The organism is Pseudoalteromonas sp. DL-6, from assembly GCF_004328665.1.
In the GTDB taxonomy this organism is placed as follows: Bacteria; Pseudomonadota; Gammaproteobacteria; order Enterobacterales; family Alteromonadaceae; genus Pseudoalteromonas.
Genome location: NZ_CP019770.1, coordinates 2276079 through 2292762, shown reverse-complemented (window position 1 = coordinate 2292762; position 16684 = coordinate 2276079). Strand labels below are relative to the sequence as shown.

Sequence of the window (16684 nt, the reverse complement as noted above, 5' to 3'; positions counted from 1 at the left end):
ATTTGAGATGTTAAAACAAGGCTTACTTTTATTATGTTTACTCACCTTATCGGGCTGTGCTCAAGTGCCCGAGAGTAAATATGATGAGCGCGATCCCTTACAAAGTGTAAATAGGCCTATTTATGACTTTAATATGGACGTACTCGATACTTATATTTTAAGGCCAGCAGCAGTGGGTTACATCACTGTTACACCGCAGCCTGTTCGTCGTAGTATTGTGCATTTTACCGATAATATTACCGCACCCGTTGATATTATAAATGCTGGTCTGCAAGGAAAACCAAGCAGTGCTGGAATTAATTTTGCACGTTTTTTAGTGAATTCAACTGTGGGTGTATTTGGCATATTTGATGTAGCTAGTTCGCTGGGGCTTGAAGTAACTAGCGAAGACTTTGGCCAAACGTTAGGTGTGTGGGGAGTGGGTGATGGTGCTTATTTAATGATCCCAGCAATGGGGCCATCTACCGCGCGTAACTTAACCGGTGATGTGGTTGATAATGTTGTACTGCCTGAAATAGCACTGACTACACCACAAACTATTTTAGTGTTTGCACTAAAAGCAGTTGAAGCACGTGCGTCATTAATGGCTCAGGAAGGATTATTGAATGATTCGTTAGACCCGTACTTGTTTATTAAAGACATTTATTTTCAGCGTCAATTATACGAGCTCTTTGATGGTAACCCGCCAATAAAAGAAGAGCCTGAAGATTTTGATGAAGATTTCTTAGAAAGCCTTTAATAAAAGTAAAAACGCCAGCAAATGCTGGCGTTTTTGTTTTTAATTAGTAATAACCCATTTAGCTATCAATCATCACCTGCATTTGCTCACTAACCCAGTTGAGAGCTTCGTGGTATGCATCAGGCACTTCATCACCTAAGTTTAGTTGCTGAGCTTTGTCGTTCGCAGCTTGCCAATCACCATGCTCATACAGAGTCACTAAGCTTAAGTATTCAGCCAGTAGCCCTTCATTGTTTAACAGCGCTGTTTTTATCTCATTAGACAGTGGCAATTTAAGCATTACACTGTCCATCTCTTCATCTAATATCGCATCCATAAGCGACATCATGCCAGTTAAAAATGCCATACCAGTATCTTTAAGTTTGCCATGTGAAATAGCTAACAGCTCACAAAAACGTGCCCGTGTTAGCGACAGTCTAATAAGCTCTAATGGCTTATCTGCAGATACTTGTGCTGCAAATAATAAAGAAAGAAGTTTTTTAATTTCAGCAGCGCCTAATACAATCAGCGCTTGTTTTATAGTGTTTATTTCAGAGCGGCGGGTAAATGCTGCTGAGTTTGAATAGCGCAAGAGCTTGTAAGATAAGTTAACATCACGCTCAAATACATCGGTGATCTTTTTAAGATCCATTTCTACACTGGATGTTTCATAGAGAAGTTCAGCCAGTGCCATGCCCGATGGCGGTAAGGCTTTGCTTTGCACCATCTCTGGTTTTGAAAAGAAAAAGCCTTGAAAGTACTCAAAGCCTAGCTCAAAAGCTTGGTTGTACAGTTCGTAGGTTTCAACTTTTTCCGCGAGTAATTTAATGTGTGGGTAAGGTTTTAAATCCTCGATGATCGTTTTAACGGTCTCTATATCACAGGTTAAAAAGTCAACTTTAATGATATCAATAAACGGATAAAAGTGACGCCATACCGGTTGATGCGCGTAGTCATCTAGAGCAAGTGTATACCCTTTCTCTTTTAAGTCTTTAACTATCGCTAGCAGACGTTTCCCCGGCTGAACGGTTTCTAATATTTCAATCACTACCCCGTCTTTGTTTAATAGCGTGGGGTAGCCTTTTAGTAAGGTGTCTAGGGTAAAGTTAATATAAGCAGGTTTATTATCGGTCAAATCTTCAAGACCAAAGTTAAACTGGCTGCCCTCAATCAGTCGAGACGTTGCTTCGTCGCCGTCAATGTTCGGAAAAACGTTATCTACTCCATCACGAAATAAAAGCTCGTAGCCAATTAACTCCTTATTGCGATCTAAAATAGGTTGGCGAGCAGCATAAAAATACATATAAGATTCCGAAACAGTAGAAATTGGTTAACATTGTAATAATATATTGGAAAACATTCAAAATAGCATCGGGAAAATGAATTATATTAATAAAATATCATGGCTTGGGTGGTTTTTATTAATCTAAACTCATTGTTTTTTATTTTATTTGTTTTAAAAGTGAGCGAATAGATGGTTTTTTATCTACTTAAATTAGCGAGTTGGAGTTATTAGTAATTACCGTGTTATAGTTGGATAGAAAGCTTTTATTCCAATACTGTCTTAATTATAAGATTTCAAGAGTCATTATTTGGATTACAAGCCTGTTATTACTTTTTTAAGTGGAGGCAAATTTGGAAACAGGAATGATTATTTCACTGGCATTGTACTTTATTGTAATGCTAGGAATAGGACTATACGCATATAAGCAATCTACCAGTGATATTTCAGGGTATATGCTAGGTGGTCGTAATTTAGCCCCCAGTGTTGCTGCCCTATCGGCTGGTGCATCAGATATGAGTGGTTGGTTATTAATGGGCTTACCCGGCGCAATGTATTTATTTGGGTTGAGTAAGGTTTGGATTGCAATTGGTTTAGTATTGGGTGCATGGGCAAACTACTTTTTAGTAGCACCAAGACTGCGTGTTTATACTGAAAAAGCCAATGACTCCATTACTATCCCCGATTTCTTTGCAAACCGTTTTGATGACAACAAAAATATCCTGCGTGTTATCTCTGCAATAGTAATTATTGTTTTCTTTACCTTATACACTTCATCGGGTGTTGTTGCCGGTGGTAAGTTGTTTGAAAACTCATTTCAAATGAGTTACGAAATGGGCTTATACATTACCACCGGTGTGGTAGTGGTCTATACCCTGTTTGGTGGTTTTTTAGCGGTTAGCCTTACAGACTTTGTGCAAGGCTGTATCATGTTTATTTCGTTGTTGGCAGTGCCAATTGCCACTTACATGATGCTTGATCAACCCTTTATGGACACCTTAGCAAATGCAAATTATCAGCAATTACTAAGCTCGCCTAAAGCAAGCGAAATTCATTCTTTAAGTATGCTTGATTGGTTTGCGGGCGGTTCTACTATTGCTATTATTTCTGCAATGGCGTGGGGCTTAGGCTACTTTGGTCAGCCGCATATTATTGTGCGCTTCATGTCTATTCGCTCAGTAAAAGAAATGCCAACTATGCGTCGTATTGGTATGTCTTGGATGACCTTATCTGCCATTGGTGCAGTATTTACCGGTTTATTCGGTGCTGCATACATGATTGAAAATCAAATGCCAATTGCCGACAAAGAAACAATATTCTTAGTATTGGCGGAATTAATTTTTCATCCGTTAATTGCAGGTTTCTTACTGGCGGCTATTTTAGCTGCAATTATGAGTACTATCTCATCGCAACTATTGGTGTGTTCAAGCTCTCTAACTGAAGACTTTTATAAGATTTACTTAAACCGTAATGCTTCGCAAACTGAGTTGGTACTAGTAGGACGTATTAGCGTGATACTGGTTGCGCTATTTGCTATCTATTTAGCCTATGACCGTAATAGTTCAATACTAGATTTAGTGAGCAACGCATGGGCAGGTTTTGGTGCTGCATTTGGTCCATTGGTATTGTTTAGCCTTTACTGGAAGCGCATGAACTTAAAAGGGGCTATCAGTGGTATGGTTGTTGGTGCTCTAACCGTGCTTGTGTGGATTTATGCGCCTATTACTATTAATGGTGATAGCTTAAGTAGCGTGATCTATGAAATCGTCCCAGGCTTCATTTTAGCGAGTATTGCTATTGTGGTAGGTAGCCTTGTAACAGCTGAACCGAAAAAAGAAATTACTGATCTGTTTGATGAAGTTGAATCGTCATTGTAACTGATTTACTAACGTAAAGTTTTGGTTTAAAAAAATGCCAACCAGTTTAACTGGTTGGCATTTTTTATTGACTGACTATTAACAGAGGCAAACTGTAATGATTTAATCGCAGCAAACTGGCTTGTCGTTATCATTATTTTAAGACATAAAAAAACTGAATTCGAAGCACGAATTCAGTTTTATTAATTAGTGATGCGGCTCATAAGCAGCACCATTATTTTTTAGATTAGCTCGCTGCTTTATCTTTAATATCGGCAACGTTATCTGATTTTGCTTTTTTAGCTTTTGCGGGTACTTCTTTAGTCCCCTTAAGCACCGCCATAAAGTCGTCTTTACTTTTCGCAATCTCAAGTGCAAGCGACTCAACTTGTTGTTCACTTAGTGGCACATCTACTTTTTCAAGCATTAGTTCTAGTGACTCGGCGATATCGAGCATTTTGTCATAGGCATCAGCTTCTTTTTTAGTAGTAAACGTCATGCGCTCGACTCCGTTTCGTTCTACAACATATTTAACAACAACAGCCATGATTTCTCCTGCTTACTTACGTGGCAATATGATTATTTTAAATCATTAGATTACTGTTTTTATATACAGTACAAGCTTGCGCGTTGTTTTGCAAGCTTTAACCTTAGTTTATCTGTAGCTTGGTTGACAATAAAGGCCAACTCTACTTTATTTATTAAGTCACTTTATAACGCGTAGCAGTAAAGGAGTCGCAAGGAGTGTTTGTTACCTTTAGCACTTAGTAACCACAAAGTTATTTAAAAGTGCTGGGTGTAAATAATCAACGAATGTTCATGTAGGAACACAAAAGGAAATAGTATGAAATTAATTAAAATAATCTCGTTAGCAGCCGCTTTATGTTTATTACCTATGGGTACCACTTTTGCGCAAAGCGATATGCTATCAGAGCAGATGCAGTCAGCCATGGTTAACGTTAATACTGCTGATTTGAAGCAACTAATTAAGTTGCCGGGTGTTGGTAAGAAAAAAGCACAGGCAATTCTCGACTATAGAGAAACTAATGGTGATTTCACATCACTTGAAGATCTAGCTAAAGTAAAAGGGGTGGGTAAAAAAATGCTAGCCAAACTCGATGGTAAGGTGGCATTTTAACTTAATAGGGCGCTATGCGCCCTGATCAAACTGTTTTAAGGCAGCAGCAAGATGCTTTTTAGCAAAATTAACATCTACTGGGGCTGTTAGTAGCGGGTAGCTCAACCCAGCCACAATTAAAAAAGGCACCAGCAACCACCCTTCAAACAAAGTGAATATTAAAAAAAATGGGCTCAACAGCATCAGCTTCACTATGCGTATAAAGACCCTATCACTGGGCGATAGCATGCTTAAAGAGATAGCTATAACAGTTTGTCGCTGACGAACTTTCAAGTGTTTAAGCTCATCAACTTGGCTTGAAAAAAAAGTAAACATATTAAAGTGACTTTTTAGTAATTAATCGGCTGGCCACCAATATAAAGAGTGTGGCGGTAAAGAGTACAAAAATAACTTCCATCCATGCTGGCATACTTAAACCTGCCAATTGCCAATCTATGTTTCCGCAATCACCGGTTGCTTCAAAAAATTGCGGTATCCAGTGATGTAATGGCATAAATTCTGGAAAATTTGGTTCAAATTCACAGCTAAATGCAAATGGATCTGTGGTTGTTTGCATTTCAATGTGCTCACGAGCAATAAGTAGCCCCCATACACTTGAAACTGCCCATACTGTATAGGCAACAATACGTACTACGAGATTGTTTGGTTTACTGGCTCCAATAATACCTGCAAAAAGTAGGCCTAATACCGCAGTGCGCTGGTAAATACACATAATGCACGGCGCTAACCCCATGTTGTATTGAAAGAAAAGGGCAGTAACTTCCAGTAGAAAAACAATTCCACTAAATAGTAACCAGGGGGTACGTTGTGTACTAAGATTAGCAAGCCAGTTCATAACAAATCCGTATTTAAATAAGGGCTTAGATTATGACGTAGGATAAACAACGGGGCAAGTAAAAGGAAAAAGTGAGGAGCTTAAAGTCTTTAGCTCCTCTAAGAAGGGGAAGATTTTAATGCCCTGTATTAGCAACAGGAATATGGTGCTGTATTAATTCGAACTTGTAAAATAAACTGGTTAAATCGCTTAAGCCTAGGTAAGTGGCACTAAGACCAACGCAGGTAAGCACAAATGTATAGGGTAAAGCCATATATACCATTCGACCATAAGATAGGCGTAATACCGGTGCCAGTGTTGATGTAAGTAAGAATAAAAATGCCGCTTGACCATTTGGTGTGGCGACACTAGGCAAATTGGTGCCAGTGTTTATAGCAACCGCTAATAAATCAAACTGGTCACGGGTAATTTGGCCGGCTTTAAGTGCTGCCGCTACTTCATTTATATACACTGTACCCACAAATACGTTGTCACTGACCATAGAAAGCAATCCGTTGGCAACAAAAAACATCACCAACTGTAATTGTCCTTCAAATGTTAGCACCCAAGTAATGACAGGAGTAAATAGTTGCTGATCAATGATTACTGCAACCACACTAAAAAACACACAAAGCAATGCGGTGAAGGGAAGGGCTTCTTCGAAAGCTTTACCAAGTTGGTGCTCTTCTATTATACCAGCCGATGATGTGGCTAAAATAATAACTGACAAACCAATTAATCCAACAGTGGCTAAATGTAACGCTAAGCCAGTAATTAACCATATGGCAATTAATGCTTGAATGGTTAAATTAACTCTATCGCGTTTGCTGTGTTTTTTATCAAGGGTTTGTGCATGGTTTTTTAAAATAGCATGGATTGTTTCTGGTAATTTAGCACCGTAGCCAAAGGTTTTTGTTTTTTCTAATATAAAGGTAGTGAATAAGCCCGCGATAAGTACGGGAAACGTAACTGGTAGCATTCGTAAAAAAAATTCACCAAAGAGCCAACTTGCTCGTTCGGCAATGATTAAATTTTGTGGTTCACCCACCATAGTACATACGCCACCTAGTGCAGTACCAATGGAAGCATGCATGAGTAAATTGCGTAAAAACGCACGGAATTCTTCAAGCTCTTGTCGGTTAACTTCTTTTACTTGGTTATCATCATTAATATCGTGTTCACTAATGAAGTCTTTTCCTGAGGCTACCTTATGGTAAATACTGTAAAAACCCATAGCCACTGCAATCACCACGGCCATTACGGTTAATGCATCTAAAAATGCAGATAGAAACGCCGCAGCCATTGCAAAAGCAAGCGATAAAACAGTTTTACTTCTCACAGAGACCACTAGTTTGGTAAAAATATACAGCAGCAGATCTTTCATGAAGTAAATACCGGCCACCATAAAAATTAGCAATAAAAGTACATCCAAATTCTGCGCTATCTCATGTTCAACTTGCGCCGTTGATGTCATGCCAATTAATAGCGCCTCAATAGCAAGCAGCCCACCCGGCTGCAATGGGTAACACTTAAGTGCCATAGCCAGTGTAAAAATAAACTCAATAACTAATACCCAACCAGATAAATAGGGACTTAATTGAAATAGCAGCGGGTTAATTATCAAAAATGCAATAATGGTATATTTATACCATTGAGGAGCTTTACCTAAAAAATTTATAAACATTGCAGATGGGATGCTCTGTTGCATGATTTTTCCCTAAAGAGGCGCTTAATAGTCTGGTTAATGCCATTAAGTTAGTCCAGCTTATAGAGGGTGTAAACAACTATAGAATGATAGTCAAAGTGTCTCGTATGAATAATAGGTTGGCATTCATATTGTGTTTAAAATCTATCGGTAAAACTGGTAAATAATACAAGTAAAGTTACCTTTTTAATCACATACCTAGGTAATTTAACTTACTTTACTTGTTAGTTGCGTCTTGTCTGGTACAATCAGTCAGTTAATCGTATGTAGCGATGTAATGTGAATTAATTCGAGTAGGAATTGAATGAGAATTTTTAAAGCGAAAAGCCCAGCAGGATTTGCTGAGGAGTACATAGTAGAGTCAATCTGGAATGGTGATTTTCCTCCAGGTTCAATTCTGCCAGCTGAGCGTGAACTCTCAGAGTTAATTGGTGTTACTAGAACCACATTGCGTGAAGTGTTACAACGATTAGCCAGAGACGGTTGGTTAACAATCCAACATGGTAAACCCACTCGCGTTAATAATTTTTGGGAAACGTCAGGATTAAACATTCTTGAAACACTGGCACGTTTAGACGAAGACAAAATGCCAGAGTTAACCGATCAGTTACTTTCAGCACGCACCAACATTAGCGCAATTTACACCCGTGCAGCTATAAAGCTTGCACCAGAACGTGTTATTGAAATTTTATCGCAAAGTGATGAGCTAGAAGACAGCGCGCAAGCGTTTGCTGATTATGACTATAAAGTACACCATGAGTTAGCTGTCGCTGGTAACAACCGCATTTATGTGCTGATCCTTAATGGTTTCAAAGGCTTTTATTCTAAAATAGGTTGTCATTACTTTTCAGATCCTCGCACCCGTGAGCTTGCACGTCAATTCTATAAAGATTTAACCAAACTTGCTGAAAATAAAGAGCACGATGGTGCAATATTCATGATGCGCAAGTATGGTCATCAAACCGGTGAAATATGGCAACATATTCGTGGTGATATGCCTAGCGATATTATGGATTAGTAAAAAAACCTGCTTTAAGCAGGTTTTTTTATGAATAAAAATCCGTTCATTAGTTAAGCGTTCGTTATTTTAGAACGGTGCTATCTATAAATACGATTGTTAATTTATTTTTGATAGCCATAGAATAATCATCAATTATATATGGTTGCTATTGTAATTTATAAATTAGCGCCCATATTACTATCAGTATTGCGTATGCAATTGACAATAAACTCAAAATATTTGGAGAATAAAATGGGTGTATTAGTAGGCCGCCAGGCACCAGACTTTACCGCTGCAGCTGTTCTAGGTAACGGTGAGATTGTAGATAGCTATAACCTTCACGAAAAAATCAAAGGTAAAAAAGCAGTAATCTTTTTCTACCCTCTAGATTTCACTTTTGTATGTCCTTCTGAGCTTATTGCTTTTGATAAGCGTTATGCAGAATTTCAAAAACGTGGTGTAGAAGTAATTGGTGTTTCTATCGATTCACAATTCTCACACAACGCATGGCGTAACACGGCTGTAGCAGACGGCGGTATTGGTAAAGTTCAATACGCACTAGTTGCAGACGTTAAACACGAAATCTGTAAAGCATACGACGTTGAGCACCCAGAAGCGGGCGTTGCATTTCGTGGTTCTTTCCTAATCGACGAAGAAGGTAACGTACGTCACCAAGTAGTGAACGATTTACCACTTGGTCGTAACATCGACGAAATGATCCGTATGGTTGATGCACTAGCATTCCACAGCGAGCACGGTGAAGTATGTCCTGCTGGTTGGACTGAAGGTAAAAAAGGAATGGATGCAAGCCCTGAAGGCGTCGCTAAATTCTTATCTGAAAACGAAGGCGAGCTATAATTTAGCCCTTTAGTTTGAGAAAAAAAACCGCCAAAATGGCGGTTTTTTTATTATTTTAAATTAAAACGAAAAGCTAACTTTAGTGTAAATGTAACGACCACGAGGGTTGTGTACACCCGATGCGTAACCATACAGATCTGAATCACCGTCACCAATTGCAAACGGTGGCTCTTCATCAAATAAGTTGTTCACACCTAGTGATACTTTTGCTGACTCAGTAATACGGTATGATGTTTGTAAATCTACCAGTACTTGTGAATCAACAGTACGCGATGTATTACTATCGAAGTCTAAGTTACCATCGAAGTCGATATCTGGCGTATCTTCAAACTCACCTACATAACTAATGTTCATGTTTGTGTTGAACTGACCAATTTCCCAGTTAGTTGAGAAAATCCAGCGGTGCTCTGGGTAACCATATTCACCAGTGTAATCGCGACCATCTTTTTCAAATTTATCTTGGTAAGCCCATTCTAAATTGAATTTTAGTAAGCCTAAATCATCCAGTGAATGATTGTAGTTTGCTGAAATATCAACGCCAGAAACTTCTTGTGATGATACATTTTCAAAAGTACTGAAAATCTTTTGAATAGTTCCTAGGCTGTCAGTACCTGATGGTGGTAAGCGTACACATACCGTACTATTTTGGTTATTACACTCTGAGTTGTAAATTGGACCAAACTCTTGCTCATCAATTTTATTATCTTGAGTGATACTCCACACATCAACACTTAAACCAAAGTCAGTTGTGGGTGCCCAAATAAACCCGACATTCCAAGATTCAGACTCTTCAGCTTCTAAATCTGGGTTACCGGCAAATTCAATGTTGTAATCTAGCGCATCACAATCTTTACCTGTTGCATCACAGCGGTAGTTATCAATAAAAAACTGACTCTCCTGAGATGGCCCTAAACCTACTTGTGCCAGTGAAGGTGCTCTAAAGCCTTGCGCCCAAGAACCACGAACTGTGATTTCATCTGTAGGTGCCCAGCGTAAAGCGACTTTAGGGTTTGTCGTAGTGCCAAAGTCACTGTAATCATCGTAACGGCCAGCAAGTTGTAACTCTAAGTTTTCAGCAAGTGGAATTGAAAACTCTACATAGGCAGCGTACTGGTCGCGTTCTGCGGCAGCTGAAACAGACTCGGTACCAAAGATTAATCCACGTTGAAATTGATCATCAGGCGTATCAGTTACGTCTTCTTCACGGTACTCAATACCGGCCGCCATCATGACAACATCGTCACCAAAGCTAAATGCTTCACCTGAGATGTTAGCATCGAACGACGTCATATGAGACTCACCTTGGCGAACCAAGCTTGTAGTAATCCTGTCAATTACAGCCGGATCGTTGTAAGTGCCGCCAAATGGGTTGTAGTTGCCAGCGTCAATTTCTTGTTGTAAGAAGTCGGTGCGAACCCAACCTTGTGAGCGATCGCCTGTTTGTAATGACTTGCTACGACCTTTTTGTACCGCTGTTTCCCAACTCCAGTCGTTAATTTCACCTTTTAAACCAGCAACAAAACGTAATGTATCTGATTCGATATCCCATTGACGCGCACCTGCATCCACTGTTCTGTAACGACCAATTTCAATATCTTGACCGAACGGGTTATTTGGATGATTCCCTGGTACGGTTAAACCCGCATCTTCATCAAGTGGCGTTGGTGCACCCGCTGCAACTGAGCTGTTATGCTGTACAGCCATTTCTAAAAAGCCGGTGATGCCATTGTCAAAACGGTATTCAAATTGTGAGATTGCGCCCACACGTTCTGATGCAGGGGCAATATAGCCGAATGGACCATAGTCAAATAAACAACTACCGCTTGATGTTGCGTTTTCTGCAGGACATGCAGGGTCGATTGTTTTAACGCCATCAACATAGAAGTAGCCAGGGAAACCACGTGAAGAACGGAAATCTTCACCGCCATATGGAGACTGATTAGCGGTACCTAAGCGGCCCATTTCATCTGATGATAAAGAAGTGTTTTTAAAGTAATCAATAATAACGGATGCACTACTTTTTGCACTTGTTGTACCCCAAACAATGCTAGCCGTGGTTTCTTCATAGTTAGGACCATCTGTGCCGCCGTAACCTAAATTAACTTCAATACCGTCGATGTCTTTTTTCAAGATAACGTTTACAACACCTGCTACAGCATCAGAGCCATAGATTGCTGATGCGCCATCTTTTAAAATATCAATACGTTCGATTGCTGAAACAGGAATACTGTTTATATCAACAAATGAGTTGGTGATCCCTTCTGCAAATGCGCTTATAGCAACACGACGACCATTAATAAGTACCAAGGTAGCATCAGCCCCTAAACCACGAAGGCTGACTGCAGCTGAACCATTAGCGGTCGAGTCTTGGTTATTACCACGGGTTGAAAAGGTACCATTACCTGCAACAGGCATTCTTTCAAGCAGCTGCTGTAGGTTGTCATAACCCATGTTTTCGATGTCTTCTTTATTAATGGATTGTACTGGTGATGGGCCTTCTATATCGGAACGTTTGATACGAGAGCCTGTTACTTGAATACGTTCTACTTTTTCTGCAGTTTGCTGTGCAGCATAAGTTGTTGTACTAAAACCTGCTGACAATGCGATAGTAGCACCGATGATTAAGCTCGGTGTAAATGCAATTGATTGCTTCATCCTTAAGTCCTTGTTGATATGTTATAATTTACTTGTTTTTACAAGCCGAATTATTAATACCATGTAACTTAGGTGTTATCAATTAGCCGCAAAGATGATTTTGTTATCGGCACGAATATGTACTTATTTTCTTAATAAAGGAAAACGATGGGATACTCGCTATCTGGTGCGGGAGGGGGGTCTTCTCATTATTTAAAAATAAATCACCGAGCGACTTTAATTTGTAATAATTTGTATTTTGCTAAAAATTTAATTAAAAAAAACGCCTAACATGATGTTAGACGTTTTTATTTAAACTTTATGTTTCATTAAACGTTCTTTTTCACGGGACCAATCTTTATTTTTGCCGTCTTCACGTTTGTCATGCATTTTCTTACCTTTAGCTAAATGGAATTCAAGCTTCACCCAGCATTTTTTCCAATACATAGCGGTGGCAACTAATGAATAACCATCACGTTCAGTTGCACCAACTAAGCGGTCAAGCTCACGCCTGCTTAGTAGTAATTTACGGTAACGTAGCGGGTCACAAATAACATGGGTCGATGCGCTATTTAAAGGCTGAATGGTACTGCCTAATAAAAATGCTTCACCGTTTTTAAGATGAATATAAGTTTCAGAGATATTTACTTTACCTGCTCGGATACTTTTTACTTCCCAGCCTTGGAGTTCAACACCTGCTTCAAACTTGTCGTGTAAAAAATACTCGTGTCGCGCTTTTTTATTTAGCGCGATGGTATTACTTGTCGATTTTGATGAATTTTTCTTAGCCATAATGCCCTATAATATACGTTATACAAGATGTTTTACATCGATTTTTTTAAATTATACATGCAAAAGCGAAGGATTAATTTAAGCGCGATGAAAGTTTGGGGAAACGCACAAAGCTTGCTAAAATTCCTGCACACAGTTGGGAGTGAGTATGCCACAAATAGAAAAAAGCGCGCTGGTTATGTACAGCACTAAAGAGATGTTTGATCTAGTCAATGATGTAGAAGCCTATTCACAGTTTTTACCTAATTGTTCAGACTCAAAAATTATTAAGCAGCATGATAATAACATGACCGCTAGTTTAGAAATATCTAAAGCCGGCATAAAAAAATGGTTTACCACTGAAAATACCCTAATTGATGAGCAAACAGTGATGCTTCGCTTGGTTGATGGTCCTTTTAAAACCCTACAGGGTCGCTGGCACTTTCAGCAATTAGATACACATGCGTGTAAGGTTAATTTACAGCTAGAGTTTGAATTTTCAAGTAAGCTAATAGAGCTAGCGTTCGGTAAAATTTTTAATGATGTGGCAAAAAACATGGTGAGTGCGTTTACTCAACGTGCAAAAACCGTGTATGGAGAACGTGCATGATCAATATTGAAGTTGTGTTCGCGTTACCCACTAAGGCAACCACATTAAATATAGAAGTGCTGCAAGGCACAACGGCTGAGCAAGCGGTAATACAATCAGGGATTATTAAAAAATGCCCTGAGATTGATGCAACCGATTTAACTTTAGGCGTATGGAACAGAACGGTGAAGCTAAATCATGAGCTTAAAGATGGCGACAGAATTGAAATTTACCGCCCATTAATTGCCGACCCTAAAGATGCTCGCAGAAAACGCGCCGAAAAAGCCAAAGAAGAGGGCCGCGCTAATAAAGTCACTGGTGGCCGGCCGTTAGAACGTTAGATACAAAAAAGGTGAGCTATGCTCACCTTTTTTAATTAAACCTTAAGAGCTTTCTTATTGCTCTAAAGGCGTTGTAAAGTTTTCTGGCTGCTCATAGTCGCCCGATACTGTAACTAGCTTTTCATTTTCAAAGTTTAGTACTAATGATTTAAACTGTTCATTAGCACGTCCTTTATTGAAGCTGTATACATAACGCCAAGTATTTTTATCGAAGGCGTCTTCGGCAATGGGTCTGCCTAATACGTAAATTACTTGTTCGCGAGTCATATTAACGCGAAGCTTATCAACGTCTGATTGTTCTAAAAAGTTACCTTGAGGGATGTTGATTCTGTATACCCAGCTAGAACAACCTGCGGCTGAACTAAGCGTTAAAGCGACGATAAGCCAAAGAGAAAAAGTTTTTAACGACTGCATTGTTAGTTGTGATCCTTATTTTTTATAATCTGCATGATACCGATTAGTCACTCAAGGTAAAACCCTTTTGAGTAATTGTTTTTGTTTAGCGCGTAAAGGCGAGGTTTTGACCATTAATAATCAAAAAAGTTTAAACAATGAGTTGAGCAATAGTAAAAATAAACCGGCTATTTGGTCACTTTATATTGTGCAAACACGGTTTGGTCATTGGTATACCGGCATTACGGTTGATGTAACACGACGTATCGCCACTCACCAAGCAGGTAAAGGGGCAAAAAACCTCAAAGGTAAAGGGCCGCTGGTGCTCATTCATCAGCAACAAGTTGGGACTAAAAGCGAGGCAAGTAAATTAGAATACGCGATTAAAAAACTTCCTCGGGCAAAAAAACAAGCCTACGTTGCTGCTTTTAAAGAGGGACTGAATACCTCAGGGGTTGTTGAAAGCTGATTAATAAATGCCTCAATTAGCAATACCGCTTCTTGATAAAGAGCAGTGTTAATATTTTCGAGCGTATCTTTTACTGTGTGATGATAGTTATCGGCGCCCATCGAAAAGTACACATACGGAATTTTTTGTTTAGCGAATGAATAATGGTCACTGGCTCTGTGCCAATCTATTTGTTTCGTGTTGGTGAGCCGGCTCATTTTTCGTGATGAATAAATAGGTTTTAATTTCACTTTGTTACCCTTAATCTGAGTAAATACTAAGTTAAGTTGGCTTTTTAAGGCGCGACTTGTTAGCGCGTATAATCGCTTATGCGATTTTTTAATTGCCAACATATCTAGGTTAATATTTAAAACAATAGGGAGCTGGCGCATTGTTTTAGCAAAGTGCTCACTGCCGTGTAAGCCATTTTCTTCAGCGTCTGTTGCAACAAACATAAAGCGGTAAGAGGAAGAGGCCGTTAGCGCATGCGATAAATACAGCAATGCGGCAACACCCGAGGCGTTATCGTTAGCGCCAGGGTGTAATTTCCCCGCTTTTAGGCCTAAATGATCATAATGCGCAGTAATAACAATAACAGGTAAATCTTTTACTGTATTAGTAGCAATAATATTAACGCCTTGTGCGCTAGAAAACAGCCCTGAGGAATAAGTAAAAGGTTGTTCACTTACTATGAGTTGATGCTCTTTGAAGCGTGTTTTTAAATACTCCCTAGTGAGCAAGGCAGCATGACTATTCGTTTTTCTACCAGCCAATTCTGGGCTGGTTAACATAGTTAAATCAGTTAATAATTGTGGCTCAATCTGTTTACAAAGTCCGCTCCAACTTATAAAAAGTACGACACATGTTAAGCTAAATAATTTAATAATGATTCGCCTTAGCGGTGAGTGATTTTAATGCAATGAGCTTATTGTCATAGCGCTGTATTTCATGAACAAAGTCTGCTTTTTTTCTAGCTTTACGCAAATGAAACTCCGCTTTAGTTATATTATTTAATTCAAAGTAACTGCGGGCTAGTCCAAAGTGACTTTCATGTAAGGTTGGTGACATAGCGTTTGCTTTTTTATAATGGCTAATCGCGTTTGTATAGTCACCACTTACATAGTCACTGTTACCAAGCGATATATGATAATAAGGGTTAGTTTGGCGCTTTCTGTCAAGCTCTGCTAATAGCTTATCGCCTTCGGCTACTCTATCTGTGAGTTTATATAATAATGCTAAATTACCTTGCGCAGTATTATTATCAGCGTTTAAGGCAATGGCATAGCGGTACATTTCCTCCGCTTGCTTTAAATCACCTAATTGTTTAAAGAGTACCCCTAAATTTCCCCAACTGGCACTAAATGAGGAATCGGTATTGATTGCTGCTTTAAAATAACTATAAGCTAAATCAAACTGTTTATTAACCAATGCCTCACCGCCTTTATTATTATAAAACATGGCGGTTACTCGCTTTTTTGATAACGATGAGGTTGCAAAACGAGCTTGTCGGCTATTAGGGTCAAAATCAATGATTAAACGTTGATTACGCTGATAAACAAGTGAGCTGTCTTTGAGCTTCGTTTTATTGTCTATGGCCAGGTTGATATGCCCAGTGAGTAAATTAAACCCTTGGTTTAACGCCCAGTATTCTGGAATATGTACTTTTTGAAAGCGGGCCTTAAGGCCTAAATGTTCGGCCAAGCTATACGCTAAAATTGAAAGCGACAAGCAATTGGCATTTAAATTTTGATAGCTTTGAGACGCAGTTTGTGTGCTGGTAGATTGATACGATAGTGAGTTATCACCATTTGTGAGTAAAAAACTAAGTACACTATAGGCAATTTCATCAGCAGATTTTCGCGTTTGTACATAAGCACTTAACTGTTGTTTGAGGCTATGGTCGAGTTGAAATATTTGTTGCTCAGACTCTACAAGCTGCTGTTGTAGTTGCATTGGGGGAGCAATAATAGGGATTGGCACACTTATATTGGCGTTATCTGTGGTGCTACACGCACTTAAACTGAGCAAACAAGCAGCTAGTAAGTAATGTTTACCTTGAACAGCACTCATACACACCTCTGTACAAAAAATACACTATAAGTATAGTGGCTATTTGGTACAGAGGTTATTTTTTAAC

Annotated in this window: 18 protein-coding genes; 8 read left to right on the top strand and 10 right to left on the bottom strand. The window is 39.1% G+C overall.

Features of this window, described 5'->3' with window-relative positions; genetic code table 11:
• Positions 1-7 precede the first annotated feature (7 nt).
• Positions 8-739 carry a VacJ family lipoprotein gene (locus B1F84_RS10670; protein WP_054201699.1) on the top strand — a complete coding sequence of 244 codons (732 nt, stop codon included), beginning with the start codon at positions 8-10 and terminating at the stop codon, positions 737-739.
• Between the two features lie 58 nt (positions 740-797).
• Here B1F84_RS10670 and B1F84_RS10665 read toward each other — a convergent pair whose 3' ends face one another.
• A complete protein-coding gene (locus B1F84_RS10665; protein WP_131691391.1) occupies positions 798-2021 on the bottom strand; it encodes an HDOD domain-containing protein in 1224 nt (407 codons plus the stop codon).
• Positions 2022-2365: 344 nt separating this feature from the next.
• On the opposite strand from B1F84_RS10665, the gene putP reads away from it, so the two are divergent.
• Positions 2366-3877 carry a sodium/proline symporter PutP gene (gene putP, locus B1F84_RS10660; RefSeq protein WP_008465433.1) on the top strand — a complete coding sequence of 504 codons (1512 nt, stop codon included), beginning with the start codon at positions 2366-2368 and terminating at the stop codon, positions 3875-3877.
• A gap of 226 nt (positions 3878-4103) precedes the next feature.
• Here the strand turns inward: putP and B1F84_RS10655 are convergent, their stop codons facing one another.
• Positions 4104-4403, bottom strand: a complete 300-nt coding sequence (locus B1F84_RS10655) for a YebG family protein (protein WP_008467318.1) — start codon at positions 4401-4403, stop codon at positions 4104-4106.
• A 297-nt stretch (positions 4404-4700) separates the two neighbouring features.
• Here B1F84_RS10655 and B1F84_RS10650 point away from each other — a divergent pair, with 297 nt between their 5' ends.
• Positions 4701-4994: a ComEA family DNA-binding protein gene (locus B1F84_RS10650; protein ID WP_008467316.1), complete on the top strand. Its 294-nt coding sequence runs from the start codon at positions 4701-4703 to the stop codon at positions 4992-4994.
• A gap of 12 nt (positions 4995-5006) precedes the next feature.
• Here the strand turns inward: B1F84_RS10650 and B1F84_RS10645 are convergent, their stop codons facing one another.
• The 3 genes from B1F84_RS10645 to nhaB all read right to left on the bottom strand — a co-directional run bounded on the left by B1F84_RS10645 (position 5007) and on the right by nhaB (position 7516).
• Complete coding sequence (locus B1F84_RS10645; RefSeq protein WP_131691390.1) at positions 5007-5309, bottom strand: hypothetical protein; 303 nt, start codon at positions 5307-5309, stop codon at positions 5007-5009.
• 1 nt (position 5310) lies between these two features.
• Positions 5311-5829, bottom strand: coding sequence for a disulfide bond formation protein DsbB (gene dsbB, locus B1F84_RS10640; RefSeq protein WP_131691389.1), 519 nt, complete (start codon positions 5827-5829; stop codon positions 5311-5313).
• Positions 5830-5944: 115 nt separating this feature from the next.
• Complete coding sequence (gene nhaB / locus B1F84_RS10635) at positions 5945-7516, bottom strand: sodium/proton antiporter NhaB (RefSeq protein WP_131691388.1); 1572 nt, start codon at positions 7514-7516, stop codon at positions 5945-5947.
• A gap of 301 nt (positions 7517-7817) precedes the next feature.
• Here nhaB and fadR point away from each other — a divergent pair, with 301 nt between their 5' ends.
• Together fadR and B1F84_RS10625 are read left to right on the top strand one after the other, a co-directional pair.
• The gene (gene fadR, locus B1F84_RS10630; protein WP_008109093.1) at positions 7818-8531 is read left to right on the top strand and encodes a fatty acid metabolism transcriptional regulator FadR; all 714 of its coding nucleotides are present in this window, start codon (positions 7818-7820) and stop codon (positions 8529-8531) included.
• A gap of 234 nt (positions 8532-8765) precedes the next feature.
• A complete protein-coding gene (locus B1F84_RS10625) occupies positions 8766-9371 on the top strand; it encodes a peroxiredoxin C (protein WP_008109095.1) in 606 nt (201 codons plus the stop codon).
• Positions 9372-9431: 60 nt separating this feature from the next.
• Here B1F84_RS10625 and B1F84_RS10620 read toward each other — a convergent pair whose 3' ends face one another.
• A complete protein-coding gene (locus B1F84_RS10620) occupies positions 9432-12026 on the bottom strand; it encodes a TonB-dependent receptor (RefSeq protein WP_131691387.1) in 2595 nt (864 codons plus the stop codon).
• 291 nt (positions 12027-12317) lie between these two features.
• The gene (gene smpB, locus B1F84_RS10615) at positions 12318-12797 is read right to left on the bottom strand and encodes an SsrA-binding protein SmpB (RefSeq protein ID WP_008109102.1); all 480 of its coding nucleotides are present in this window, start codon (positions 12795-12797) and stop codon (positions 12318-12320) included.
• 148 nt (positions 12798-12945) lie between these two features.
• Between smpB and B1F84_RS10610 the strand changes: the two genes are divergently transcribed.
• Entirely contained in the window at positions 12946-13386 is a 441-nt protein-coding gene (locus B1F84_RS10610) for a type II toxin-antitoxin system RatA family toxin (RefSeq protein ID WP_054201695.1), read from the top strand.
• Positions 13383-13706, top strand: coding sequence for an RnfH family protein (locus B1F84_RS10605; RefSeq protein ID WP_010387968.1), 324 nt, complete (start codon positions 13383-13385; stop codon positions 13704-13706). Before B1F84_RS10610 ends, B1F84_RS10605 begins: the two co-directional genes overlap by 4 nt.
• 54 nt (positions 13707-13760) lie before the next feature.
• Here B1F84_RS10605 and bamE read toward each other — a convergent pair whose 3' ends face one another.
• Entirely contained in the window at positions 13761-14120 is a 360-nt protein-coding gene (bamE, locus tag B1F84_RS10600; RefSeq protein WP_010387969.1) for an outer membrane protein assembly factor BamE, read from the bottom strand.
• Positions 14121-14226: 106 nt separating this feature from the next.
• Between bamE and B1F84_RS10595 the strand changes: the two genes are divergently transcribed.
• Complete coding sequence (locus B1F84_RS10595; RefSeq protein WP_131691386.1) at positions 14227-14568, top strand: GIY-YIG nuclease family protein; 342 nt, start codon at positions 14227-14229, stop codon at positions 14566-14568.
• On the opposite strand, the gene B1F84_RS10590 is transcribed toward B1F84_RS10595, so the two are convergent.
• Together B1F84_RS10590 and B1F84_RS10585 are read right to left on the bottom strand one after the other, a co-directional pair.
• On the bottom strand, positions 14514-15338 hold the full coding sequence (locus tag B1F84_RS10590) for a M28 family peptidase (RefSeq protein ID WP_131691385.1): 825 nt from the start codon (positions 15336-15338) through the stop codon (positions 14514-14516). The two genes, B1F84_RS10595 and B1F84_RS10590, sit on opposite strands and share 55 nt — an antisense overlap.
• 88 nt (positions 15339-15426) lie before the next feature.
• Positions 15427-16617, bottom strand: coding sequence for a tetratricopeptide repeat protein (locus tag B1F84_RS10585; RefSeq protein ID WP_076920339.1), 1191 nt, complete (start codon positions 16615-16617; stop codon positions 15427-15429).
• Positions 16618-16684 lie beyond the last annotated feature (67 nt).

Coding starts and splice junctions, on each gene's coding strand:
- B1F84_RS10645 (WP_131691390.1), bottom strand. CDS start 5,309: ATGTTTACTTTTTTTTCAAGCCAAGTTGATGAGCTTAAACACTTGAAA.
- smpB (WP_008109102.1), bottom strand. CDS start 12,797: ATGGCTAAGAAAAATTCATCAAAATCGACAAGTAATACCATCGCGCTA.
- B1F84_RS10670 (WP_054201699.1), top strand. CDS start 8: ATGTTAAAACAAGGCTTACTTTTATTATGTTTACTCACCTTATCGGGC.
- putP (WP_008465433.1), top strand. CDS start 2,366: ATGATTATTTCACTGGCATTGTACTTTATTGTAATGCTAGGAATAGGA.
- dsbB (WP_131691389.1), bottom strand. CDS start 5,829: ATGAACTGGCTTGCTAATCTTAGTACACAACGTACCCCCTGGTTACTA.
- fadR (WP_008109093.1), top strand. CDS start 7,818: ATGAGAATTTTTAAAGCGAAAAGCCCAGCAGGATTTGCTGAGGAGTAC.
- B1F84_RS10625 (WP_008109095.1), top strand. CDS start 8,766: ATGGGTGTATTAGTAGGCCGCCAGGCACCAGACTTTACCGCTGCAGCT.
- B1F84_RS10620 (WP_131691387.1), bottom strand. CDS start 12,026: ATGAAGCAATCAATTGCATTTACACCGAGCTTAATCATCGGTGCTACT.
- B1F84_RS10655 (WP_008467318.1), bottom strand. CDS start 4,403: ATGGCTGTTGTTGTTAAATATGTTGTAGAACGAAACGGAGTCGAGCGC.
- nhaB (WP_131691388.1), bottom strand. CDS start 7,516: ATGCAACAGAGCATCCCATCTGCAATGTTTATAAATTTTTTAGGTAAA.
- B1F84_RS10650 (WP_008467316.1), top strand. CDS start 4,701: ATGAAATTAATTAAAATAATCTCGTTAGCAGCCGCTTTATGTTTATTA.
- B1F84_RS10585 (WP_076920339.1), bottom strand. CDS start 16,617: ATGAGTGCTGTTCAAGGTAAACATTACTTACTAGCTGCTTGTTTGCTC.
- B1F84_RS10610 (WP_054201695.1), top strand. CDS start 12,946: ATGCCACAAATAGAAAAAAGCGCGCTGGTTATGTACAGCACTAAAGAG.
- B1F84_RS10590 (WP_131691385.1), bottom strand. CDS start 15,338: ATGTTAACCAGCCCAGAATTGGCTGGTAGAAAAACGAATAGTCATGCT.
- B1F84_RS10665 (WP_131691391.1), bottom strand. CDS start 2,021: ATGTATTTTTATGCTGCTCGCCAACCTATTTTAGATCGCAATAAGGAG.
- B1F84_RS10605 (WP_010387968.1), top strand. CDS start 13,383: ATGATCAATATTGAAGTTGTGTTCGCGTTACCCACTAAGGCAACCACA.
- bamE (WP_010387969.1), bottom strand. CDS start 14,120: ATGCAGTCGTTAAAAACTTTTTCTCTTTGGCTTATCGTCGCTTTAACG.